We start from the raw sequence: 23,084 nt of genomic DNA on the forward strand, positions 1-23,084 counted from the left end.
TTTCCCGTCTCTATCGGACCGCTGGCGTGGCGGCCAGCGCCGGTGCGAAGGGGCGACTGGGGATTTCTCGCCGCAGCACCGGCGCCACCTCGGCCTGGAACAGCTCCAGGCTCTCTCGGTGCTGCTTGTCGGTCAGCCCGTCGTGATCGGCCTGTAGGTGCATGACCTCGTGGCCGAACTCCTCGTGGTAGCGCAGCACCTTGTCGACGATCTGCTGCGGGCTGCCGACCAGGATGGAGCTGCGTTCGATGGCGTCCTCGATGGTGGGAAAGACGGTCGGCAGGCCGAGCCGCTGGAACGCGGCGACCCGGGCGTCGAAGATCGGCCGGTACCGCTCGATCGCCTCCTGCGAGGTACGCGTCACGTAGAAGCCGGCCGACCCGGCGCCGACCAGGGCGTCGGCCGGGTCGTGGCCGTAGTGGACCCAGCGGTCCCGGTAGTGGCGGATCAACTCGGCGTACGGCTCGATGGGGTTGGTGACGTTCGCGGAGAAGAGCGGGTCACCGTAGCGGGCGGCCAGGTCGACCGACTCCCGACTGGTGGCGCTGCCGTGCCACACACGGATGGGCTGTTGCAGCGGGCGCGGCCAGGTCTCGGCGTCGGTCAGCGACGGCCGGTACGTCCCCGACCAGGTGACCCGGTCCTCCCGCCAGAGCCGACGGAACAGCTCGTAGCCCTCCCGGTTCCGGTCCCACTGGTCCTCGGCGGTGACGTGGAACAGTTGGGCCTGCGCGGCGCCGTTGCCCTTACCGATGATCAGTTCGAGTCGGCCGCCGGAGAGGTGGTCCAGGGTGGCGTAGTCCTCGTACGCGCGGACCGGGTCGAGCAGGCTGAGCGTGGTGACGGCGGTGAAGAGCCGGATGGTGGACGTACGGGCCGCGATGTGGCTCAGCACAACCGGTGGCGACGAGGAGATGAACGGCCGTTCGTGCCGCTCGCCGACGCCGTACCCGTCGAAGCCGAGTTCCTCGGCGAGCACAGCCGTGTCGACCACCTCGCGGAACCGCTCGCTGGTGCTGCGGCGCTGACCGGTGACCGGGTCGGGCAGGTGGGTGATCAGGGTGATCAGCAGGAACTTCATGCGAGGACCGTCACTTCCGGCACGGGGGTCATGGGCGGCGTACCGCCAGGGCGAAGCAGCGCGAGTAGGGCAGGGTGTCGTACGGGGCGAAGACCGGGATCGGCCGGTAACCCGCCTGCTCGTACCGGCGGATCGCGTCGGGTTGGCGGTCGCCGGTCTGTAGGACGATCCGTGCCGCGCCGAGCTGACCGGCGGCCTCGCGGGCCGCGTCGAGCAGGCTCCCGGCGATGCCGCGCCCCCGGTGGGCGGGCGGCACGTACATCCGCTTGAGTTCCAGGTCGGGACCGTGCCACCGCATGGCGGCGTGCCCGACCGGCGTGGCGTCGGCCGTGTACGCCACGCCGGTCCACGCCACCGAGCCCGGGGTGAGCACCTGGGCCGTGGGCAGGTGGATCGGGTCGGCAGGGCGGTCGGCGTACCGGTGGCGCAGTTCGGTGGTCATTCCGGCCCGCAGGGCCGTGGCGTCCGGGTCGTCCCAGCGGCGGCGGCAGACCGTGACGGGCGTGGTCATGCCGCACCGACGCGGCCGACCGGTCGGGCGGGGCCGAGACCGAGGTGGTCGCGCAGGGTGGTGCCGGCGTACTCGGTGCGGAAGACGTCGCGTTCCTGCAACAGTGGGACGACCTGGTCGACGAACTGGTCCAGACCGCCCGGGGTCAGGTGTGGCACCAGGATGAACCCGTCGGCGGCGTCGGACTGGACGAAGTGGTCCATCCGGTCGGCGACCTGCCGGGGGGTGCCGACGAACGACTGCCGGCCGGTCACCTCGATGATCAGATCGCGGATTCCGAGGCCCTTCTCCTCGGCCAGGGCACGCCACCGGTGGGCGGTGCCGACCGGGTCCGGGTACATGCCGGCCCGGCCCCGGCTGATCGCGTGGGCGCTCACGTCCGGGTCCTCGGCGGGCAGCGGGCCGTCCGGGTCGTACCCGGAAAGGTCCCGGTTCCAGAGCTGTTCCAGCAGCAGGATCGCGGTCTGTGGGCTGACCTGCTGGCGGCGGATGTGGTGGGCGCGCTCCTGCGCCTCGGCGTCGGTGTCGCCGAGCACGAAGGTGACCCCGGGAATGATCTTCAGGTCGTCGGGCTGGCGGCCGTGCCGGGCGAGCCGGGACTTGACGTCCCGGTAGAACTCCTGACCGTCCTCCAGCGTGCCGTGCCGGGAGAAGATCGCGTCGGCGCTGGACGCGGCGAACTCCCGTCCGTCCGGCGAGTCGCCGGCCTGGAGGATCACCGGGTGCACCTGCGGGCTGCGCGGCACGGTGAAGTGCCCGGCGATGTCGAACTGGTCGCCGTGGTGGGCGAACGCGCCGGGATCCGCCTCCGTCACGTACCGGCCGCCGTCGCGGTCTCCCACGATCGCCTCCGCCGGCCAGGAGTCCCACAGCTCGCGGGCCGTCCGGACGAACTCCTCCGCACGCTCGTAGCGCAGGGACCGGTCGAGGTAACCGCCCCGGCGGAAGTTCTCCCCGGTGAACGCGTCGGACGTGGTCACGACGTTCCAGGCGGCGCGCCCGCCGGAGAGGTGGTCGAGGCTGGCCAGTTGGCGGGCCAGCTCGTACGGCTCACGGAAAGTGGTGTTCAGGGTGCCGGCCAGCCCCAGGTGACTGGTGACGCTGGCGAGGGCGGCCAGCAGGGTCAACGTGTCCGGACGGCCCACCACGTCCAGATCGTGGATGCGGCCGCGCTGCTCGCGCAGGCGCAGGCCCTCGGCGAGGAAGAAGAAGTCGAACTTGCCGCGCTCGGCGGTGCGGGCCAGGTGGAGGAACGAGGAGAAGTCGATGTGACTACCGGAGTCGGGATCGCTCCACACCGTCGTGTTGTTCACACCGGGAAAGTGCGCGGCCAGAATGATCTGCTTGGGCATCACGGTCTCCAGGGATCAGGCGGTCGCCGCGACGGCGTACCGGCTGGCCGGTCGGGGCAGGCCGAGCAGGTCACGCAGCGTCCCGCCGGGATATCCGACCCGGAACAGACCCCGGCCCCGCAGCGCGGGCACCAACGCACGGGTGATCAGGGTCAGGTCGTGGGGAAGCACGGCGGGTCGCAACCGGAAGCCGTCCACACCCGAGCGCTGCCAGGTGGCGATCAGGTCCGCCAGATCGGCCGCGGTTCCGGTGAAGGTGGCCGCGTCCGAACGGAACTCCTGGCCGTGCAGCTCGTCGAGACGGGCGCCGCGCCGGCGGGCGAGCGTCGGCGACTCGTCGAGCAGGACACCCAGATCGGCGAACACGCGCAGCGGCGGATCGGTCCGGCCGACGACGGCCTCGGTTGCCCGGACCTCGGCGACGATCGCGGCGGCGTGCGCGGCGTCGGTCGGGGTGACGAAGACGACGTCAGCGTGCCGGGCGGCAAAGGCGTACGGCACCGACGAGTGGGCCAACGCGGCCACCACCGGCTGGCCCTGCGGGGAGCGGGGCACGATGGAGGGCCCCTTGACCGAGAACCACCGCCCCACGAAGTCGATGTAGTGCAGCCGTTCCCGATCGACGAAGCGCCCGCTGGCGACGTCCCGGATCTCGGCGTCGTCCTGCCAGCTGTCCCACAGCCGGCGGACCACCTCCACGGCGTCGCCGGCCTCGGCGATGAGGTCACCGACGAGTCGGACGACCTCCGGATCGTCGAGCCGGGCCGGATCCAGCGCAGGAACCTCCCGACGGCCGAAGTGACCGGCCTCGGCGCGTCGGGCGGAGACCCGGGGTCGCCAGCCGGCCCGGCCGCCGCTGACGTGGTCGAGCGTGGCCACGGCGGTGGCGAGATGGAACGGTTCGGTGTGGGTGGTGCTGGTGGTCGGCACCAGCCCGATGTGCCGGGTCAGCGGGGCCAGCCGGGCCGCGATCTGTACCGCGTCAAGGCGTCCGCGGAGCTGGTCGACCCGGCCGTCGGGGCCGTCGGGTCGCGTGGACTGGAGGTCGAGGCTGTCCTCGAAGGTGAGCAGGTCGAGGGTGGCGCGTTCGGCCTCCCCGGCGAGGGCGGCCCAGTAGCGGGCGGTCAGCGGCGCCGACGCGCCGGCGCGGGAGAGACGCCAGGCGGCCGGGTGCCAGCCGAGGCCGTCGAGGGCGACTGCCAGGTGCACGGTCTTCTCGGTCATGGGCGTTCCTCCTGCGGTGGGCCGGCGGCGACGAGCGTGGGCAGCGCGTCGAGCAGGGATCGGGTGTAGTCGTGTCGGGGGTAGGTGAAGACGTCGCCGACCGGTCCCTGCTCGACCACCGTGCCGTCGTGCATCACCAGCACCCGGTCGCTCAGGTGGTGCACCACGCCCAGGTCGTGGGAGATGAACAGCAGCGCGGTGCCGTCGGCGGCGCGTAGCTCGGCCAGCAGATCGAGGACCTGCGCCTGGACGGAGACGTCGAGGGCGGAGACCGGCTCGTCGCAGATGATCAGGCTCGGCCTCGGGGCGATCGCGCGGGCGATGGCGACCCGCTGCCGTTGCCCGCCGGAGAGCCGTCGGGGATGTCGGTCCAGCAGATCCGGCCCGAGACCGACCCGGCGTAGCAGGTCGACGACGTGGTCGCGCCGGTCCCGCCGGTTCACGTCGGGGTCGAGGTTCTCCCCGACCACCTGGCCCACGGTGTAGCGGGGGTCGAAGGAACTCAGCGGGTCCTGTGAGATCAGTTGCAGCCGACGACGCATCGGGCGGCGAGCCCGTTCCCGGACGGCGGACCACGGAGTCCCCTCGAAGGTGACGGTGCCGGCGTCCGGGTCGAGCAGACCGGCGACGATCCGCGCGACCGTGCTCTTGCCGGAGCCCGACTCCCCCACCAGCCCGAGTGTCTCGCCCCGTGCCACCGAGAAGGAGACGTCGCGGACGACGGTGTGCTCGCCGTACCTCTTGGTCAGCCCGCGCGCCTCGAGCACCCGGTCGTCGGGGCGGACCTCGCCCCGGGCGGGCAGGGCCGCCCGGTCACCCACGGTCGTCGCGGCGAGCCGGCGGCCCCGCGACGACGCCGACGGCACGGCGGCCAGCAACTGCCGGGTGTACGGGTGCTCCGGTGCCCGCAGCAGCCGGTCGGTGGGCCCGTGCTCGACGATGCGACCGTCGCGCATGACCAGCACCCGGTCGGCGACCTGGGCGACCACCGCCAGGTCGTGGCTGATCAGCAGCAGGCTCACCCCGGCGGCCCGCCGCTCGGCGAGCAGCCGCAGGATCTGGGCCTGCACGGTGACGTCCAGGGCGGTGGTCGGCTCGTCGGCGATGAGCAGTGCCGGTTCCCCGGCGATCGCCGAGGCGATCAGCGCCCGCTGCCGCAGCCCACCGGAGAGCTGGTGCGGATACTGTCGGGCCCGCCGCTGCGGCTCCGGCAGGTGGACCAGGTCGAGCAGGTGGGCGACCCGGCCGGCCCGTTCCGTGCGACCGACGATGCCGTGGGTGGTCAGCACCTCGCCGACCTCGGCGCCGACCGTACGCAGCGGATCGAGGGAGACCAGCGCGTCCTGCAGGACCAGCCCGGCGAGGCGACCCCGGACCCGCCGCCAGTCCCTTGGGCGGTGCGTCCGCACGTCCGCGCCGGCCAGGTCGAGCCGGGCGGCACGGACCCGCGCGCCCGGGCCGGCAAGACCGACCAGGGTACGGGCGGTGACGCTCTTGCCGGAGCCGGACTCCCCGACGACGGCCACGCACTCGCCACGCTCGACGGTGAAGCTGATCCCGCGCACCGCGGCCACCTGGCCCGTCGGGGTGTCGAAGTCGACGTGCAGGTCCTCGACCGTGACCAGCGGCGCCATCAGCGTCGCCGCCCGTCGAAGCGGGCCTGCCAGTGCCGGCCGACGACGGTCAGCGACACCACCGTGGCGGTGACGGCCAGGCCGGGAACGATGCTGATCCACCAGGCCACGTGGAGGTAGTTGCGCCCCTCGGAGAGCATCGCGCCCCACTCGGGCGACGGCGGCTGGGGGCCCATCCCGAGGAAACTGAGCCCGGCGGCGGCCAGGACCGCCTCACCGAGCCCGATCACGGCCAGCACCGGCAGTGGGCCGACCACGTTGGGCAGCACGTGTCGCAGCACCAGCCGAGGCCGGGACTGCCCGAAGGTGACGGCCTGTTCGACGAAGCCGGAGCGGCGCACGAGAAGCGTCTGACCACGGACCACGCGGGCGTGGTGTGGCAGGGTGGCGATGCCGATGGCGACGATCAGGCTGGCGGTCCCGGGGCCGGCGATGGCGATGAACAGCAGCGCCAGCAGCAGCATCGGAAATGCCGACAGCGCGTCGAAGGTGCGGCTCAGCGCCTCGTCGGCGACCCGGTGCGTGAGCCCGGCGAGCAGGCCGAGCAGCACCCCACCGGTCACCGCGATCGCGGTGGCGGCCACCCCGATGGTGAGCGAGTGACCGGCGCCGTGCACCACCCTCGTCAGGACGTCGCGGCCGAGGTGGTCGGTCCCGAACCAGTGCCCGGGCCCGGGCGGGTTCAGCACGGCGAGCGGATCGGCCGCGAGCGGGTCGTCGGGGGCCAGCGCCGCCGGCCAGGCCGCGGCGACGACCAGCAGGACGAGGTACGCCCCGGCGGCGAGCAGACCGGGGCCCGGCCGTGCGCGTCGGCGTACGGCCGGTTCGGTCGGGTCGACGAGGATGCGGGCGGGCGCTTCGCTGAGCGGGGTGCCCAGGGTGACGGTCATCGGGTCAGCTCCTTCGCAGACGCGGGTCGACCAGCAGGTACGCCAGGTCGGCGGTGGTGTTGACCACGACGTAGCCAGCGGCGGAGAGAGTCACCACGGCCAGCACCACGGGCATGTCCCGGGTGGTGACCGCGGAGAGGGTGACCTGGCCGAGGCCGGGCCGACCGAAGACCTGTTCGACGATGACGGTGCCGCTGATCACGATGCCGAAGACCCAACCGGCCAGGCTGACGGCCGGCAGGACGGCGTGCCGCAACGCGTGGCGTACCAGGACTGTTCGTTCCCGTACGCCTCGGGACCGGGCGGTGAGCACGAACGGTTCGTCGAGGGCCTTGTCGATGCCGTCGCGGAGCACCTGGGCGAGCAGCCCGGCGATGGGCAGCGCGAGGGTGACGGCGGGCAGCACCAACGCGGCGATGCCCTTGTCACCCGACACCGGGAAGAGGCCGAATCGGAACGACAGCACGCTGAGCAGCAGGAGCCCGATCAGGAACGACGGGGTGGAGACGAGCAGCAGTTCGGTGCCGGAGCTGAGTCGGCGCAGCCACGGTCGCCGGTTCCCGGCGGTGGCCACCGCGATGAGCAGGGCGAGCAGCACCCCGAGCCCGGCGGCGGCGACCGCGAGCCTGAGGGTGGGGGCGAGCTGTTCCCCGATCACCTCGGTGACGGGTCGTTGCAGGAGGTACGAGCGACCCAGGTCGCCGCCGCCCAACCGCCCGAGGTAGTCGAGGTACTGCACGATGGCCGGCCGGTCCAGGCCCCAGTCGGCGATGATCTCGGCGCGGATCTGCGGGGTGTCCGCGCCGTCGCCGACGATGTTGTCCACGGTGTCGCCGGGGGCGGCCAGCAGCACCAGGTAGGCGGCGGTGGCCGCGACCCAGAGGACGACCAGGCCGGCCCCGAGCCGGCGAACCACGGCACGCATGGGTGGACGGCTCATCGTCACTTGCCGATCCACAGGTCGTACGCGCTGGCGGGCACCCCGGCGGTGGGTTCGAAGCGCACTCCGCCGACGCCGGTGCTGGCGGCGATCTGGTCGGCCGGCGCGTACAACGGCAGCAACAGGGCCTGCTCGACGACGACCCGTTGCTGCAGGTCGGCGTAGATGCCGGCCCGCTTCGTCGGGTCCACGGTGGCCTGACCGGCCTCCAGGAGCTGGTCGATCCGGGGATCGTTGACCTGGGTGCGGTTGATGCCGCCCTTCGAGTGCAGCAGCAGGTTCAGTGCCGCCCCCGCGTCGGTGTCGGCCCGCGAGTTGTCGAAGACCTCGTACTCGTTGCGCTGAATGGCGTCGGTGGCGGTGCCCTGGTCGACGAGCGACACCTTCAGATCGATGCCGGCGCTCTGCTTGACGGCCGCCTGCACGGCCTGCGCGAGCACGTCGCGTCGGTCGCGGACGTAGGGCGCGGACTGTACGAGCCGTACGGTGAGTCGTTTGCCGGCCTTCACCCGGTAGCCGTCGGCGTCCCGCGCCGTCCAGCCGGCCTGGTCGAGCAGGCTGTTCGCCTTGGCGGCGTCGCCGCTGTACGCGCTGCCGTCGAGGCGCTTGTCGTACAGCGGGCTGGATGGGCTGATCACGCTCCAGGCGCGAGTGGCCGTGTCCCGGTAGACCGACCGCAGCACGGTGTCCACGTCGATCGCCTCGCGGAACGCCTGGCGGACCCGCAGGTCGTCGAAGGGCGCGTGCGAGGTGTTGAAGTAGTAGGAGTAGGCCGAGCCGGAGTTGAGCTCCCGGGTCAGGCGCAGCGCCCGGTTACCGGTGACCAGCGGCTGATCGGTGGCGGGCACGCCCTCGATGACCTGCACCTGGCTCGACGAGAGAGCACCCACGCGCACCGCCGACTCCTTGAGGAAGCGGTAGGTGACCTCGTCGAGGTAGGCGGGGCCGGTGTGGGCGGCGGTGGGCGGCGCCCAGTCGTAGCCGGGATTGCGCCGGTAGTGCAGCTCCTGGCCGGCGACGTAGCGGTCCAGCACGAACGGTCCGGTGCCGACCACGTCGACGCCGCCGGCCTTGAGGTTCTTGGCCTCGCGCAGCGACTTCGGGGAGATCTGGGCGCCCTGTGGGGAGGCGAGGAAGTCGAGGATGAGCACGTCGGGCCGGGTGAGGGTGAGCCGTACGGTGCGCGGGTCGACGACCTCGACGGCCTTGAGGTTGCGCAGTTGCACGGCGGCGACGGCGGGGGCGTACCCGGGTTCGCGGAGTTTGTCGATGTTCGCCTTCACCGCCGCGGCGTCCAGCGGCGTGCCGTCGGAGAAGGTGACGCCGTCGCGCAGTGTCAGGGTGTACGACAACCCGTCCGGAGTGACCTGCCACCCCGCGGCCAGCCACGGCGCCAGCTTGCCCTGCTTGTCGTAGGTGAGCAGGGACTCGAAGGTGTTCCAGACCAGCAGTCGGGCCTTGGCCTGTGCGTACTGGTGCGGGTTGAGGGTGATCGGCTCGGTCTCCACGGCCCAGGTGAGGCTGCCGCCGGAGCGGGGCTGGCCGGCGGCTTCGGCGGCCGGCGTGGCGGCGGTGGAGCAGCCGGCGACGACGGCGAGCAGCGGTACGAGCGCGGCGGCGGCGAGGGTTCGCAGACGGTTGGCGGGCATGGCGAGGTCTCCTGTCCAGACAGGCGGTACGGGTACGCCGACACGCGGCCCGGCGCGGTGGGCGCGGGTCGGTCACGGTGTCGGTGCTGATGGCTCGGCGGTGAGCCCCACCTCGGCGGGCCGGTGCGGCGGGCCGGTTGGGGGGGTGCCGGTCAGGCCAGACAGGAACTCGACCACACCCGACCGAAGTCGATGTGGCCGCGGATCGTCAGCCGCAGCTCGCTGGACATGAGCCGAGTCCACCCGCCGCGCGGATCGGTGTCAACACATCGGTCGATGGATGTCGGCTATCGCACGCGGGGACGCCGATTCGTTGACGCAATACCTACTAAGGCTATAGGATTTAGAGGGAATGTGTCCGGCGGATCGACCTGGACCCGCAACGGGCCGGGACCGGTCCGCCGGACAAGAGTGACCAGTCGGGCCGCGTCAGCCCGACTCCGGTCGAGGTCCAGACAGGCGACCACGCTGATGCTCCCGACGATCGTCGGGAGCATCAGCTCGATACGGTCAGGCGGCGGCGCGACGGGCCGTGCCGTCCGAGGCGTCCGCGAGGCCCGCGTAGCGACCCCGGTGGTAGAGCAACGGTGAGCCGACGTCGGCGTGCCGGAGCAGCTCCGGCTCGGCCAGCACGATCACGTGATCGCCGACGACCACCCGGTCGACGACCCGGCACACCAGCCAGGCCAGGGCGTCGTCGAGGATCGGCAGCCCGTTCGGCCCGGGCCGCCAGCGGGTCGGCGCGGCGAAGCGGTCGATCCCGCTCGTGGCGAAGGTCTGGGCCACGTCGTGCTGGCCGTGGGCGAGCAGGTGCACCGCCACGTGCCGCGCCTGCGCCAGCGTCGGCCACGTGGACGACCCGAGATTCAGGCAGAACGACACGATCGGCGGCGTCAGCGACACCGACGTGAACGATGTCGCGGTGAAGCCCACCGGCGGCGCGCCGGGGGCGGTGACCACCGTGACGGTGCTGGCCTGGTGGCGCAGCAACCTGCGCAGCGCGTCGGCGTCGGCGTCGGTTGGGTCGTCGGTGGACGAGGTCATGGCGTTCCTCCCGAGGGGTGGCGGCGTGGAGCGCTAGGAACGGGCGGCGGGGTCGGCCGCCAGCCGCTCGTACGGGATCTTCTCGCCGGCCTCGATGGCGACCGGCAGCCGGTTCTCCGCCGGCGGCAGCGGGCAGGTCGCGAAGTCGGTGTACGCGCACGGCAGGTTGACGGCCCGGTTGAAGTCCAGGATCACCCGGCCCTGCTCGTCCGGCGCCCGGACGGCCAGTGATCGGTTGGCCCCGTAGGTGGTGACGCCGGAGGTGGTGTCGGTGAACAGCACCGAGAGGCTGCCGGGCGTCGCACCGTTGAACGCGGTCAGGCTCAGCGGCAGCCCGTCGACGCTGAACTCGATTCGACCGGGCGCGTCGTAGACGTGTTGGAGCCCCTCCACGGCAGCGCCGACCGTGGTCGGTCGGGGACGCTCGAACGGCACGAACCGCCCCTGGAGTACCCACCGCTCGGCGGGTGGGTAGGTGGCGGTGCCCCGGTAGTGCGTGCGCAGCGGGTGGTCGGGACGTCGAGGGCGAAGGATGTCGTACCCACCCCGCCGGGCCACTTCGAGGACGCCACCGTCGATGCCCACGGTGATGCCGGCCCGCTCGGCGATCGGCCCGAAATCGTGCCGCTCCCGGACCCGGTGGCCGTCGACGACGATCTCCTCGTCGTCGGCGACGGTCACCACCGGACCGTCCGTACCGGTGTGCCACGTTCCGGGCACGCCGGGGAACCGCTGGGGCTCCCCCGTGAGCCAGTGCAGTCCGGCCACAGCGAGGAAGCCGTGGCGGTCCGCCCGCGCCTCCTCGTGCCGGCGGTGCCACTCCTGCCAGTCCTCGGCGAATGCCTGGGCCGGCTCGTCGACGGCGGTAGGGGCGGCTGTTGCGGTGTCACTGGTCATGGCGGGACCCTCTCGTTGGCGTACGAGCACTCGGAACGAGGTGCGGAGGTGCCGGACGCGAGCCGGCGGGAGGACAACCGGCGGACAGGGATCGCCTGCTCAGGCCGGAAGGGCGGCCCCGTGACAGAGCTGCGCGGCGACCCGCATCAGGTCGACGACCCGGCGTGAGGTGAACAGCCGAACAAGCAGCATGGGTCGATTTTCCTACCAATCAAGTAGGATTTCAAGTCTTTGGTCGAGCATCCCTGGAGGCGGACGGTGAGTGAAACACCCGTGTCGAGACAGTCGGCGCCACTGCGAAAGCTCGGCTTCCTGACGATCGGTCTGTTCGACGAGGCCGACCCTCGCGCCGGCCACGAGGCGACACTCCAGCTCATGGAGTTGGGCGAGCAACTCGGCTTCGACAGCACCTGGGTACGCCACCGCCACCTCCAGTACGGCATCTCCTCACCGATCGCCGTCCTGGCGGCGGCCGCACAGCGGACCCGGCACATCGAACTCGGCACCGCGGTCATCCCGCTCGGCTGGGAGAATCCGCTGCGGCTGGCCGAGGATCTGGCCACGGTCGACATCCTCTCCGGCGGGCGCCTCAACCCGGGGGTCAGCGTGGGTCCACCGATGCACTACGACCGGGTCCGCCGAGCGCTCTACCCGGACACCGCCGAGGCGGAGGATTTCAGCTACACGCGGGTACGACGGCTGCTCGACCTCGTGGGTGGTGAGCCGGCCAGCGACGTCGAGGGCTTCGAGGGCTTCGAGCAGTTCTCCCGCCGGGTGCAACCGCACTCCCCCGGCCTGGCCGCCCGCATGTGGTACGGCGCCGGCAGCCTCAGTTCCGCTCGCTGGGCCGGCGAGAACGGCATGAACCTGCTCACCAGCAGCGTGGTCAAGGCCGAGGAGTCCACCGACTTCGCCGAGATCCAGCTCTCGCACATCCGGACGTTCCGCGCCCATCACCCGGACGGCGAACAGGCTCGTGTCTCGCAAGGGCTCGTCGTCATCCCCACCGACACCGCCACCCCGACCCAACGTGCCCGCTACGCGGAGTACGCCCACCAACGCACGCCGCGAACGGCGTCACCCCAGGGTCCGGCAAAGATGATGTTCGCCCCCGACCTCGTCGGCCCGTCGGAGCTGATCGCCGAACGGCTGCTCGACAATGTCGCGTTCCGTGCGGTCGACGAGGTTGCGTTCGCCCTGCCCTTCACCTTCACGCCGGCCGAATATGCGCAGATCCTCACCGACATGGCGACCCGCCTCGGCCCCGCGCTCGGGTGGCACCCCCGCCGCTGACGTGGTGTGGGATTGCTGGCGGCCGCGTGCGGGCCGGTCTCTCATCCGTTCGCCGGCACGCGGCTCCAGATGTCGTTGCACTCGGCGCAGACGGCCTCGGGGATCCAGCCGATCCGGATGAGCCCCGCGAAGACCGCACAGCCCACGCAGAACGCGAACACGGATTCGAGTGTCGCCGCCACGATCACCACGCCGAGGACGAGGTATGCCGCGAGGTGCTGCCCGAACCCGAGCGCCAGCACAGCGGCGGTCAGGGTCAGCACAGCGCCGATCCCCTGGGCGAACCGCTTGGGCGGCCCGGCGACGAGCTTGGCCCGCACCGGTAGTCGCGGCGTGATCACCCGCGTGGCGAGCAGGCCGAGCGGGCTGAGTTTGGGGCCGGTGAGCACCCGCGCGACGAACCCGTACGCGATCAGCGCGATGATCCAGGGCTGATCCAGCACGATCGTCGCCGTGGACAGGATGACCACCCCACCGGCGACGAGTCGGGCGGACACCTCGTTCACGGGGTTCGGGAAACTGAACAGCGCGCTGGCCATGGCGGGATGCTACCTACTATTCCCATAGATTGAGTAGCCTATTTCCCCTGGAGCCGACCCGACCGGCTGCGGTGGACGAGCCGCTCGTTCAACCGGCCATCTTGCGCGTCACTCCCTGGCACCCGCGGCGCGCACCGGTGAGGTCCGCAGCAACCGCCGAACCGGCAGGATCGTGGTTACCAGGGCCAGCGCGGTCGCGCCGCCCAGCACCGCGGCCCAGCCCAGCGGTGGGACGTACGGGATCAGCGTGCCGGTGAGCGCATGGACGACCGCGATCAGCGTCATCCCGGCGATCGCCACACCGAGCGTCAGCGCCGTCCCGAGCAGGCCCACCTGTTCGGCTTCGACCATCCGCCGCACCTGCCGTCGGGTCACCCCGGCCAGGCGAAGTACCGCGAGTTCCCGGCTGCGGGCCAGCGCGGCCATGACCATGGCGTTGCCGGCGGCCAGGGCCGAATAGCCGACCAGCACGGTGATGAGCAGCTTGTTGAGCCAGGCTGAGATGGCCAGGTCGCGGTTCAACCGCCCGGTCACGGTGCCGGCGTCGGTCACCGTGCCGAAGGCGGCCAGCCGGTGGTCGACGTCGCCGCTGGTACGCACGAGCATCTCGTCGTAGACACCGCGTTCCTGCGGCAGCAGTACGTCGCCGAAGCCGAGCCCACGGTCGTAGATCGCCACCACGCGCGGATGGACGGGTGTGCCGTCGGCCAGCCAGATCTCGGCCGTCTCGCCGACCTTCCAGCCGGAGGACGAGGCCTGCAGGACCGAGGTGGCGATGGTGCCGTCGGTCAGCTCGGCCAGGCTGCCGTCGCGCACCTTCACGTCGATCGTCGACGTGAGCCCGCTCGGGTCGACCGCCCGGGCGACGACCGGCTCAGCACCGTCGAGGACCCGGACCACCACCGAGGTGTTCCGGACGCCGGTCGCCGCCGCGACCCCGGGGATCTGGCGTACGTTCGCCACCTCCGTCGACGAGATGCCGTGCGGCGCGGTCAGCACCCGGTCGGCCAGCATGCCGTCGCGGCTCTGGGTGATGGTCTGCCGCTGGAGATTGTCCTGGAGGAACCAGACCGAACCGCCGAAGCCGATAGCCAGCACGAGCGCGCTCAGCACGACGGACATCCCGCGTGCGTTGACCCGCAGGTTGGCCGCCGCCAGTTCCCCCGGAGCCCGCCACACCGTACGCAACACCGGCGACATCAGCCGGGCGGCCAATCCGTTGATCCAGGGCGCGAGCAGTGCGACGGCGACCACGAGAAGGTAGAGCATGCCGACCGCTGTGGCCAGCGCGGCCGTGCCGGACAGCCCGGCCGCGAAGAACAGCGAGGTCACGCCGCCGGCCAGCGTGACGAGGCCGGAGACGAGCCGGATCCGGCCGCCGCGAGGTGGTTCGATCGCGGCCTCACCGAGCGCCTCGGCCGGGCGGATGCGGGCGATGCGCCGCGACGCGATCCAAGCCCCGGAGGCTGCCACCAGGACGGTCACCGCGACGGCGGCCGCAGCGGCGACCCCGGCGTCGACGATCGGAAAATCAGCGGGCAGGAAGCCCCGGGTGACCAGCTGGTGGTGCACCCAATGGGTGGACCACAGACCGGCGGGCACACCGAGCACGGCGGACACCAGAGCCACGAGGACCCCCTCGGCCACGACCAGCAGGCGCGCCTGGCGCGGGGTGGCGGCTACCGCCCGCAGCAGTGCCAGGTCCCGGCGACGATGCCGGACCGACAGGCCGATCGTGCCGGCCGCCACCCCGACGATCAGCAGGACCACGTAGCCGCCGAACGCCGAGCCGGCCGCGAGCAGGAACGAGCGCGCCTCGATCGAGTCGGACTGCTCGGCCCAGCCGCGGTCCATCCCGGTGTACGACTCGACACCGGCCTGCCGGGCGAGCCGGTCGATAGCCCCGTACGCGTCCGCCGGGGCCTGAACCTCGACAGCCGACGCGACGCCACCCTCGGCTCCCACCAACCGGACGTCGGTGACGCCGGGGACCGCGCGGATCTCATCGGCCAGCCCGACCGGGACGGTGCCCTCGGGCAGCGGCACCCGCGTGGTGGTCGTGTCGCCGAACTCCTTGGTGGTCACGGTCAGCTCCCGATGGGCGACCACCACGTCGGCCGCCGCGAACTGCACCGGTAGGGGCCGGAACACCAGCGCGGACTGCACGAAGACCGCCAGGGTCATCAGGATCATCACCCCACCGGCCAGGGCCACCAGGGTGGCGATGGCGGAGGCGGGACGCTGCCGGAGCAGACGCAACGCGAGACCGGTCATCGGGTGGCTCCCGTCATGCGCGTCGTGGCCAGCACCTCGGCGATCTTCTCAGCGCCCAGGGGCGGCAGGTCACGGACGATGCGACCGTCGGACAGCACGAGCACGCGGTCGGCGTAGGCGGCGGCGACCGGGTCGTGGGTCACCATCACCACGGTCTGGTGAAAGTCGTCGACCGCCGAGCGCAGCAGAGCCAGAACGTCGGCGGCCGACTCGGTGTCGAGGGCCCCGGTCGGCTCGTCGGCGAAGATCACGTCGGGCCGGACCGACAGTGCCCGGGCGATCGCGACCCGCTGCTGCTGGCCACCGGAGAGCTGGGACGGCCGACGCGACCGACGGTCCGCCAGCCCGACGCGTTCGATGACCTCCGCCAACCATCGCGGATCGGGCCGCCGGCCCGAGAGCTTCGACGGCAACTCGATGTTCTCGTCGACGGTGAGCGCGCCGACCAGGTTGAAGGCCTGGAAGACGAAGCCGATGCGATCCCGCCGCAGTTCGGTCAGCTTGGTCTCGGAGAGCGTGGACAGCTCGGTGTCGCCGATCCAGACGTGGCCCGACGTCGGCCGGTCGAGGCCGGCGGCGGTCTGCAGCAGCGTGCTCTTGCCGGAACCGGACGGACCCATGACCGCCGTGAACGTGCCGCGCGCGAAGCTCGCGTCAACGCCGGCGAGCGCCACGACCGGCTCCCCGTCGGTGGCGTAGGTCCGGCTGACTCCGTCGACCCGGACCGCGACCATGTCGATCATCACTAGGCCTCTCGGTGTGCGCTTTTCGCTGACACCCGAACGCTAGGTCGCCCGGCGGCCAAGATCGCTGAAGCCAGCGGGCGTCTTTCCGGTACAGCAGGCTGTACCTCCAGCGGCGTCCGGCCCGAGCAGTCCGGCCACCAGGGGCAGGGCGACGGCCGCGAGGTGGGTAATGCCGCGGTGAGCGCCCGCAGCGGGAGCGCGGTCGGGAGTTGCCCGCCCGGTCGCCACCAGAGCCGGCCGGACGCCGGGCCGGCTCTGGTGCTTCTTCGCGGGCTTCGCGATCGCGGAGCCGGTTGCCGCCGTGCCGCCCCGCACAGCGGGGCGTCGTCAGGCGGTGGGCGGTAGGACGATGGTCTTACCCGGCAGCTCCCCGGCACCGGCCTGGGCGTGCAGGGCGGGCAGGTCGGCCAGCGCCACTCGCTGAGCGACCTGGATCCGCAGCTCGCCGGTGCTGACACGTGCGGCCAGGTCAGCGAGCTGGTCGGCATCGCTGCGGACGAACAGGTCGATACCGCGTACCCCGCGCTTCTCGTCGGAAGGGGCGGGCATCCAGACGGTGGTGTTGACCAGGGCGCCGCCGTCACGGATCAGCGGCACCAGCGCGGCCAGCTGTTCCGGGGTCACCGGCGCGAGATTCAGGACGAGATCTACCGGTTCGGTCACCGCCTCGGTCACGTCGGTGCTGGTGTGGTCGATCACCTGGTGGGCACCGGCGGCCTTGACCCGCTCGGCACCGCCGGGACCGGCCGTGGCCAGCACCTGGGCACCGGCCTCCTTGGCCAGTTGCACCGCGTACCCGCCGACCGCACCGCTGGCGCCGTTGATCAGCACTCGCTGGCCGGCGGTCAGGTTGCCGTGGTCGAACAGCGCCTGCCACGCGGTCAGCCCCACCAGCGGGAGCGCCGCCGCGTCGGCCAGCGGGACGTTCCTGGGTGCCCCCGTCAAGATTTGCGCGGGCGCGATGACGTACTCCGCGGCCGCCCCCGTACCGGTCATCGGCAAGAAGCCGATGACCTGGTCACCGACGGCGACCTCGTCCACGTTCTCGCCGAGCGCGTCGACCGTGCCGGCGACGTCGATACCTGGGGTGTGCGGCAGCTCGACCGGGATGGGACCCTGCATGAAGCCCGCGCGGATGTTGCCGTCGACGCCGTTGAAGGACGTCGCGGCGACGCGGATCCGGACCTGACCGGGCCCGGGGCTGGGCTGCTCGACGTCCTCGTAGTGCAGAACCTCGGGACCGCCGTACTGGTGGAAACGCACTGCCTTCATCGCTGAACCTGCTTCGGTGAGAACGCCGTCTTGACGTCACTCAATCTGGCCGGAGCCGGTGCGATTATCCTGGGCCAGCTTGGCCCACCTTGATGATGGCGGGTGGGCCGGCGTCGTCGACGATCTCGGCCAGACGCGCCTCGTCAGCCGAGCCCGGCGCCGCGGTGAGCAGCAGAGCCCCCAGGTCGTCGCCCGGGATGGCGAGCAGGCTCCCGACGAGGGTGACGGCGTACCCGTCCGGATGAAGGAACGCGGCACTGCTCTCGTAGGCGGTCACCGATCGCGGCGCGCGCCACACGGTGTCGAACAGGCGGCTTCGGGTCCGCATCTCGTCCACCAGCGCGGCCAGGGACACATCGGCGGGGTACCGCAGGACCGCGGCCCGCAAGCGGGCGACGAGAACCGCCTGATGATCGGTCGCGTCAGCCGCGGACTGCTGGAATCCGTCGAACGGAGCGCAGAACGTCCTCCAGGCGATGTTCCACTCCCACGGGTCCCCGTTGAGATTCCAGTGCCGCAACGCCAGGAACGCGCTGTTCACCGCGACCAGGTTCATCGCCGCGTCGGAGATGAACATCGGGGTGTCGGTGAAGCGCTCCAGCAGACGCATCGCCCCCGGACCGATCTCGTTCGGCACCCGGCCGTCCGCGGCGGCGTACCCGGCCAGCGCGCAGAGCCGCTCGTAGTCGGCCCGCCCGACCCGTAACGCGCGAGCGATGGCATTCACCACACCGACCGACGGATGGCTGCGGCCCTGTTCCAACCGGCGTACGTAGTCCGCGGACATGCCCGCGAGCTCGCCGAGTTCCTCCCGCCGCAGCCCCTGCACCCGCCGACGTCCGACCGGCAGCCCGACCGCAGTCGGCGCCGTACGCTCCCGTAGCTGGCGCACCGCGGCGCCGAACTCGTCCCGTTCCACGGCCCAAGTCTGCCCGTCCGATCCAGCGCACCCGTTCGTCCGTGCCTCCCGTGGAACCTTCCCGGCCTTACCGACCAGCTCTGCGTACCGATCCGGCGCAGCGGCGGGGCACCCGATCGTCACCGGGTCGCCGACCCCCCGGCCGGCATGCGACGCTCAAGGTCCGCAACCAACGGGCCACGCCGGGGGGCCGCCGGACACTACCGCCACAGCCGCACAATCCCTGGCATGACAGCACTGCACCCCCAACCCCACACCCCTTGTGCCCGGAGGAACGCAGACCATGGACCACGCATCCCCGCTCATCCAGGAGCGGAGTGCCCCGCCGGCCACGCTGGTGATCTTCGGTGCATCCGGTGACCTGACCCGGCGCAAGCTGCTGCCCGCGGTAGAGAGCCTGGCCCGGCACGAGCGGCTCCCGGACCAGTTCGCGCTCGTCGGTGTCGCGCGCACGTCGATGACCGACGAGCAGTTCGCCGAGAGCGCACTCGGCGAACACGCCATTGCCAGCAAACGCCAACTCCAGGGCGGCGTGCGGTACGTGGCCGGCGGCTACGACGACCCGGAAACCTACAAGCGACTCGTCGAGACCCTCGACGAGCTCGACGCACAGCGGGGCACGTCCGGCAACCGGCTCTTCTACCTGTCCACCCCGGCCGGGGCCTTCGAGCCGGTGATCAACGGACTGGCCCGAGTCGGGCTCAACCAGCCACGCGAAGGCTCATTCTCCCGCCTGGTCATCGAGAAGCCGTACGGGCGGGACCTGGTCACGGCCCGCGAACTCGATGGCGTCGTGCACAGCGCATTCGACGAGCACCAGGTCTTCCGGATCGATCACTACCTGGGCAAGGACACCGTCCAGAACGTCCTGGCGCTGCGCTTCGCGAACTCGATCTTCCAGCCCATCTGGGATCGCTCCTGGGTCGACCACGTGCAGATCACCGTCGCCGAGACCCTCGGCGTCGGCAGCCGCGGCGGCTTCTACGAGGACGCCGGCGCGATGCGGGACATCGTGCAGAACCACGTGCTCCAGGTCCTCGCGCTGGCACTGATGGAGCCGCCGGCCTCATTCGAGGCTGAGGGCCTGCGCAACGAGAAGGTGAAGCTGCTGCAGGCGATCCGCCTCCCCACCGACCGGGACATCACCGACGCCGCGGTCCGGGGTCAGTACACCCGGGGCGGCACCCGCGAGGAGCTGATGGCCGGCTACCGCGAGGAGGCCGGCGTCGACCCCCTGTCGCGGACCGAGACCTACGCCGCCATGCGGCTCAACGTGGACAACTGGCGCTGGGCCGGGGTGCCGTTCTACGTCCGCACCGGCAAGCGCCTGCCGGCCCGGCTCACCGAGGTGGCACTGCAGTTCCAACGGCCGCCGCACCTGCCGATCCCGACCGATCAGCTCACCGGCCTCGATGCTGACGCGCTGATCCTGCGGATCCAGCCGAACGAGGGCATCTCGTTGCGCTTCGGCGCCAAAGTGCCGGGCCACTCCTTCCGGGTCCGCACCGCCACCATGGAGTTCTCGTACGACCAGACGTTCGTCGAAGAATCCCCGGAGGCGTACGAGCGGCTACTCCTGGACGCGCTGATCGGCGACGCCTCGCTGTTCATCCGCAGCGACGAGGTGCAGCAGTGCTGGAGGATCGTCGACCCGATCATCGACAACTGGGCAAAGGACGAGTCGCCGATACCCACCTACGAGGCCGCCTCCTGGGGTCCGACCGACGCCGACCGGCTCATCGGCCGAAATGGTCGCAAGTGGCGCAACTCCGCGTGACCCCTGCCACGACAGGATAGACGGGTCCGTTAACGAGCACCGACCGCGTCTAGGGCAGGGACAAACAGCATAAATCTCCGCGACCACGCCGACCGACGGGCGGGCCGCCGCCGGCTGCCCGCCCGTCCGCATAACTATGTTGATCAGGAAGAACATCGAGTACGAGCGGTCCCTGCGGCCGTTGGCGCATTGCGCGCGGATCGGGCTGCTCAAGGGCCAGCAAGGCCGTTCCTACGCGCCTGGCGCGGCTGTCAGGCCCAGGCGTGATCGAGGGCCAGCGCCAGCCGCCTGGTCCACTGATCGGCGGTGCCCGTGATGCCGGGACGCTCATCGGTGAAGTTGTTCCAGTCGACCTGCCAGGACAAGGCGGTCTCGGCAGTGAAGTGGTCGGCTTCGGCACCGAGTTCGGGTCGCATGAGCTCGCGGACGAGGGCTCGGTCGACGCTGGTGTGTTCGGCGAGTAGGACCGCGTCGTAGAGGTCCTTGCCCTGCGGGTACCTGTCGGTGGCCAGCCACAGCAGCTTCCACGCCAGCGCCAGCGAGGCGGGCGCGGCCAGTACCGGCTGATCGATGTCAGGCAGCGTCAGCGTCTCTGGTGGGAGGGGAAGCTTCTCACCGAAGACGACGTCGACCTGTACATGGCCGTCGGGCGACCCGGCGTGCTGAACGGGATCACGAGGCGGCGTCCGTCAGCTCGTTCGTACGTCCAGATGGAGGCCTCGGTTGTCCGGTCTGGTTGCAGGCCGGCGCCGGGCGCGGTTCGCAGGGCGGTCTTGATGTCATCGAGCAGTGCGCGAGCGTCGGTGCTGTCGCTGGCGATGGTGTGCGGAGTGACGACGAAGTCCAGGTCGCCCGGCTCGCGGGCGGCGTCGCCGACCCAGGTCGCCATGGTGACGCTGCCTCGCAGGACCAGGTGCCGAGCCCAGGTTGTGGTGGCGATGGCCGCCAGGACGTGATTCATGGCGGCACGCCGGGCGGTGGTCCACAGCTGGCCGGTGGCCTCCACGATGAAGTCGGGCTCTCCGGCGTGGTAGGCGTTCGGGTACTGCCGGAGAGCAGGGTCGAACGCCGCCTTCTGACGCACGGCCGGGCTGACGGGTAGCGGCCGGTAGGTCGGCGGGTAGTTCGGCGAGCCAGCCGGCGCGGACCTCATTGTGTTTTCCCGCTCCCGCGCCCAACCGCTCGCCCTCGGTGTGGGTGAGTCCAGCCAACCGTGGTCGTGGTGCAGGTCGCTGTCGGAGACGACGTACTCCTGCTCCACGGCCACGGGCTCGTAGCCGGCGGCCCGAAGGGTCGCGACGAGCTCGTCCAGCCGCCGCCTGGCCGTGGCGAGCCCGACACCGTGACATCGTTGGTTGACGAACCGTTCCTGCGCGCCGTCCACCAGCTTCCGGCGAGCGTTACGTGACAACCGTGCCCCGTGCGGGGTGACCAGGTCGGTGAGGGCCATCAGATCCGCCACCGCCGTACTGGAAAGCAGCAGTTTGACGTGGTGCTCGAAGTACCGGTCGGCGGGTTCGGCCGCCGCCTGCTCATCCGACTGCGGTACGCCGACGCACCACGGCGCCGCCTCGATCTTCGAACGGCACGGGTGGATCCCTGCCTCGCGCAGTTCGCGTCGCCAATGCCGCACCGCGGCAACCTGATCGGTCAGGGTGCCTCGGCCGGTCAGGGTGAGCATCGGTTGAGAGACGTTGGCGCCACGATCGAGCACGATATGGACGAACTTCAGGCCATGTTGGGCGGCGAACGCCGACAGCTTCTCGGCGTGATGAGCGTAAGCCGTGATGTGGATCTCGAAGTCCCCCGACACCGCAAGCACCGGCGGAGTCTATGGCACGGTCAGCAGGCCGGAAAACGCGATTCCCGCGCGGCATGGTGGGGCGTCGAAGACTTCTCGCATCCCCTACCGTCCCTACCCATGACCCACCCGTACCAGTACCAGATGCCCCAGCCGCCGAAGCGGCGGACGTTGCGAACGGTGTTGATCGTCGTTGGCGTGGTCGTCGTGCTGTGCTGCGGTGGCGCCGGCATCGGCGGCTTCTTCCTGTACAAGGGAGTCAAGGGGGCAACGGATCCGGCGCGGCAGGCCGCCGAGTCGTTCGTCGGCGACCTGGAGGCGGACGACGCGGACGCGGCGTACGGACTGTTGTGCGGCGACACGCGCGTCAGGTACACGAGAGAGGCCTTCGTCCAGGGCGTCGCCAAGCAGCCGAAGATCCGCGGCCACAAGGTCAACGGCGTCAAGGTGTCGACCGTCAACGGCCGCACGTCCGCGACGGTGAGCATGGCCCTGACCCTGGACAGCGGCTTCACCGACCGGCACCTGTTCGCGTTGGTGAAGGAGGACGGCGCCTGGAAGGTGTGCGGCCAGCCGTACTGAGCCCGCGCGCGTCGGGCAGCCGAGGCGGACGTCGGTTCCGCGGTGAAATCGGTTGTCGCACACCGTGGGGTCGCCGACCATGGGCGATGTGAGCCGAAGCCTTCGTACAGATCCCCGGGCGTGTCAGGCGCTCCGTCGCGCTCCGGGTCTGGACCGGCTCCGGATCCACGTACACGCAGCGCGACCGGGATTCGCGCATCCGGCAAGCGGCCGTGACGTTCGTGAGGTGCTGGAGGTCGTCGGGCCCTCCGCCTGGTACGGGCTACGCGTCATCGAGTTGCGGCAGACCGAGGACTTCGACCGCCGATCGGTTCTCTACGGCAAGACCAGAGCAACGGGCCAGATCCTTCTCTACGAACAACCGGCACATGAAGCGGCTCGGTTGCGGGACTTCATGCGATGTGACGTGCTGCTGCACGAGCTTGGCCATCATCTGCTACAACACCGTGCGCGGAAGGTGAGCGGCGTCCAGCGACGGTCGGACCACGAGCGATTCGCGGACGCCTTCGCTGCCCGGTGGAAGCCCATTGTCCAGGCTGCACTGAAAACGACGTAGGTGTACGCCTAGCTGTGCTGTCCAGGGACGTTGGTCAACCTGGTGATGGGTGGTAGGCCGCCGGTGGCGGTGTGGGGTCGGTGGTGATTGTAGTGATGCAGGA

19 protein-coding genes and 1 pseudogene are annotated in these 23,084 nt (G+C 71.1%); 4 read left to right on the top strand and 16 right to left on the bottom strand.

Annotation, left to right across the window (positions count from 1 at the left end; genetic code table 11):
- Window positions 1–10: 10 nt before the first annotated feature.
- The 10 genes from ACIA3K_RS29475 to ACIA3K_RS29520 form a co-directional block, all read right to left on the bottom strand.
- Window positions 11–1,081 carry an LLM class flavin-dependent oxidoreductase gene (locus ACIA3K_RS29475; protein ID WP_396804855.1) on the bottom strand — a complete coding sequence of 357 codons (1,071 nt, stop codon included), beginning with the start codon at window positions 1,079–1,081 and terminating at the stop codon, window positions 11–13.
- Between the two features lie 28 nt (window positions 1,082–1,109).
- The gene (locus ACIA3K_RS29480) at window positions 1,110–1,592 is read right to left on the bottom strand and encodes a GNAT family N-acetyltransferase (RefSeq protein WP_396804856.1); all 483 of its coding nucleotides are present in this window, start codon (window positions 1,590–1,592) and stop codon (window positions 1,110–1,112) included.
- Window positions 1,589–2,944, bottom strand: coding sequence for an NtaA/DmoA family FMN-dependent monooxygenase (locus tag ACIA3K_RS29485; RefSeq protein WP_396804857.1), 1,356 nt, complete (start codon window positions 2,942–2,944; stop codon window positions 1,589–1,591). Before ACIA3K_RS29485 ends, ACIA3K_RS29480 begins: the two co-directional genes overlap by 4 nt.
- Before the next feature lie 15 nt (window positions 2,945–2,959).
- Complete coding sequence (locus ACIA3K_RS29490) at window positions 2,960–4,168, bottom strand: LLM class flavin-dependent oxidoreductase (RefSeq protein ID WP_396804858.1); 1,209 nt, start codon at window positions 4,166–4,168, stop codon at window positions 2,960–2,962.
- Window positions 4,165–5,802, bottom strand: a complete 1,638-nt coding sequence (locus ACIA3K_RS29495) for a dipeptide ABC transporter ATP-binding protein (RefSeq protein WP_396804859.1) — start codon at window positions 5,800–5,802, stop codon at window positions 4,165–4,167. The genes ACIA3K_RS29490 and ACIA3K_RS29495 overlap by 4 nt, the downstream gene beginning before the upstream one ends.
- Window positions 5,802–6,692: an ABC transporter permease gene (locus ACIA3K_RS29500; protein WP_396804860.1), complete on the bottom strand. Its 891-nt coding sequence runs from the start codon at window positions 6,690–6,692 to the stop codon at window positions 5,802–5,804. The genes ACIA3K_RS29495 and ACIA3K_RS29500 overlap by 1 nt, the downstream gene beginning before the upstream one ends.
- A gap of 4 nt (window positions 6,693–6,696) precedes the next feature.
- On the bottom strand, window positions 6,697–7,632 hold the full coding sequence (locus ACIA3K_RS29505; protein WP_396804861.1) for an ABC transporter permease: 936 nt from the start codon (window positions 7,630–7,632) through the stop codon (window positions 6,697–6,699).
- Window positions 7,633–7,634: 2 nt separating this feature from the next.
- Window positions 7,635–9,281, bottom strand: coding sequence for an ABC transporter substrate-binding protein (locus tag ACIA3K_RS29510; protein WP_396804862.1), 1,647 nt, complete (start codon window positions 9,279–9,281; stop codon window positions 7,635–7,637).
- Window positions 9,282–9,791: 510 nt separating this feature from the next.
- On the bottom strand, window positions 9,792–10,325 hold the full coding sequence (locus tag ACIA3K_RS29515) for a flavin reductase family protein (protein ID WP_396804863.1): 534 nt from the start codon (window positions 10,323–10,325) through the stop codon (window positions 9,792–9,794).
- Window positions 10,326–10,358: 33 nt separating this feature from the next.
- Window positions 10,359–11,222 carry a DUF1684 domain-containing protein gene (locus ACIA3K_RS29520; RefSeq protein ID WP_396804864.1) on the bottom strand — a complete coding sequence of 288 codons (864 nt, stop codon included), beginning with the start codon at window positions 11,220–11,222 and terminating at the stop codon, window positions 10,359–10,361.
- A gap of 258 nt (window positions 11,223–11,480) precedes the next feature.
- Here ACIA3K_RS29520 and ACIA3K_RS29525 point away from each other — a divergent pair, with 258 nt between their 5' ends.
- A complete protein-coding gene (locus ACIA3K_RS29525) occupies window positions 11,481–12,515 on the top strand; it encodes an LLM class flavin-dependent oxidoreductase (protein WP_396804865.1) in 1,035 nt (344 codons plus the stop codon).
- Between the two features lie 41 nt (window positions 12,516–12,556).
- Here the strand turns inward: ACIA3K_RS29525 and ACIA3K_RS29530 are convergent, their stop codons facing one another.
- The 5 genes from ACIA3K_RS29530 to ACIA3K_RS29550 all read right to left on the bottom strand — a co-directional run bounded on the left by ACIA3K_RS29530 (window position 12,557) and on the right by ACIA3K_RS29550 (window position 18,265).
- The gene (locus ACIA3K_RS29530) at window positions 12,557–13,054 is read right to left on the bottom strand and encodes a DUF4395 domain-containing protein (RefSeq protein WP_396804866.1); all 498 of its coding nucleotides are present in this window, start codon (window positions 13,052–13,054) and stop codon (window positions 12,557–12,559) included.
- Between the two features lie 108 nt (window positions 13,055–13,162).
- Window positions 13,163–15,328, bottom strand: coding sequence for an FtsX-like permease family protein (locus ACIA3K_RS29535; RefSeq protein WP_396804867.1), 2,166 nt, complete (start codon window positions 15,326–15,328; stop codon window positions 13,163–13,165).
- Window positions 15,325–16,062 (bottom strand): ABC transporter ATP-binding protein, encoded by a 738-nt coding sequence (locus tag ACIA3K_RS29540; protein ID WP_396804875.1) that lies wholly within the window; start codon window positions 16,060–16,062, stop codon window positions 15,325–15,327. Before ACIA3K_RS29540 ends, ACIA3K_RS29535 begins: the two co-directional genes overlap by 4 nt.
- Before the next feature lie 339 nt (window positions 16,063–16,401).
- On the bottom strand, window positions 16,402–17,346 hold the full coding sequence (locus ACIA3K_RS29545; RefSeq protein ID WP_396804868.1) for an NADP-dependent oxidoreductase: 945 nt from the start codon (window positions 17,344–17,346) through the stop codon (window positions 16,402–16,404).
- A 64-nt stretch (window positions 17,347–17,410) separates the two neighbouring features.
- Window positions 17,411–18,265, bottom strand: a complete 855-nt coding sequence (locus ACIA3K_RS29550; RefSeq protein ID WP_396804869.1) for a helix-turn-helix domain-containing protein — start codon at window positions 18,263–18,265, stop codon at window positions 17,411–17,413.
- 283 nt (window positions 18,266–18,548) lie between these two features.
- On the opposite strand from ACIA3K_RS29550, the gene zwf reads away from it, so the two are divergent.
- Window positions 18,549–20,042, top strand: coding sequence for a glucose-6-phosphate dehydrogenase (zwf, locus tag ACIA3K_RS29555; protein ID WP_396804870.1), 1,494 nt, complete (start codon window positions 18,549–18,551; stop codon window positions 20,040–20,042).
- Window positions 20,043–20,293: 251 nt separating this feature from the next.
- Here the strand turns inward: zwf and ACIA3K_RS29560 are convergent.
- Window positions 20,294–21,492 (bottom strand): annotated as a pseudogene (locus ACIA3K_RS29560) (nucleotidyl transferase AbiEii/AbiGii toxin family protein).
- A 39-nt stretch (window positions 21,493–21,531) separates the two neighbouring features.
- Here ACIA3K_RS29560 and ACIA3K_RS29565 point away from each other — a divergent pair.
- Together ACIA3K_RS29565 and ACIA3K_RS29570 are read left to right on the top strand one after the other, a co-directional pair.
- On the top strand, window positions 21,532–22,425 hold the full coding sequence (locus ACIA3K_RS29565; RefSeq protein WP_396804871.1) for a hypothetical protein: 894 nt from the start codon (window positions 21,532–21,534) through the stop codon (window positions 22,423–22,425).
- A 226-nt stretch (window positions 22,426–22,651) separates the two neighbouring features.
- A complete protein-coding gene (locus ACIA3K_RS29570; protein ID WP_396804872.1) occupies window positions 22,652–22,981 on the top strand; it encodes a hypothetical protein in 330 nt (109 codons plus the stop codon).
- The last annotated feature ends 103 nt before the right edge of the window (window positions 22,982–23,084 follow it).

The sequence above is a fragment of the Micromonospora sp. NPDC051543 genome, assembly GCF_044454415.1.
In the GTDB taxonomy this organism is placed as follows: Bacteria; Actinomycetota; Actinomycetes; order Mycobacteriales; family Micromonosporaceae; genus Micromonospora.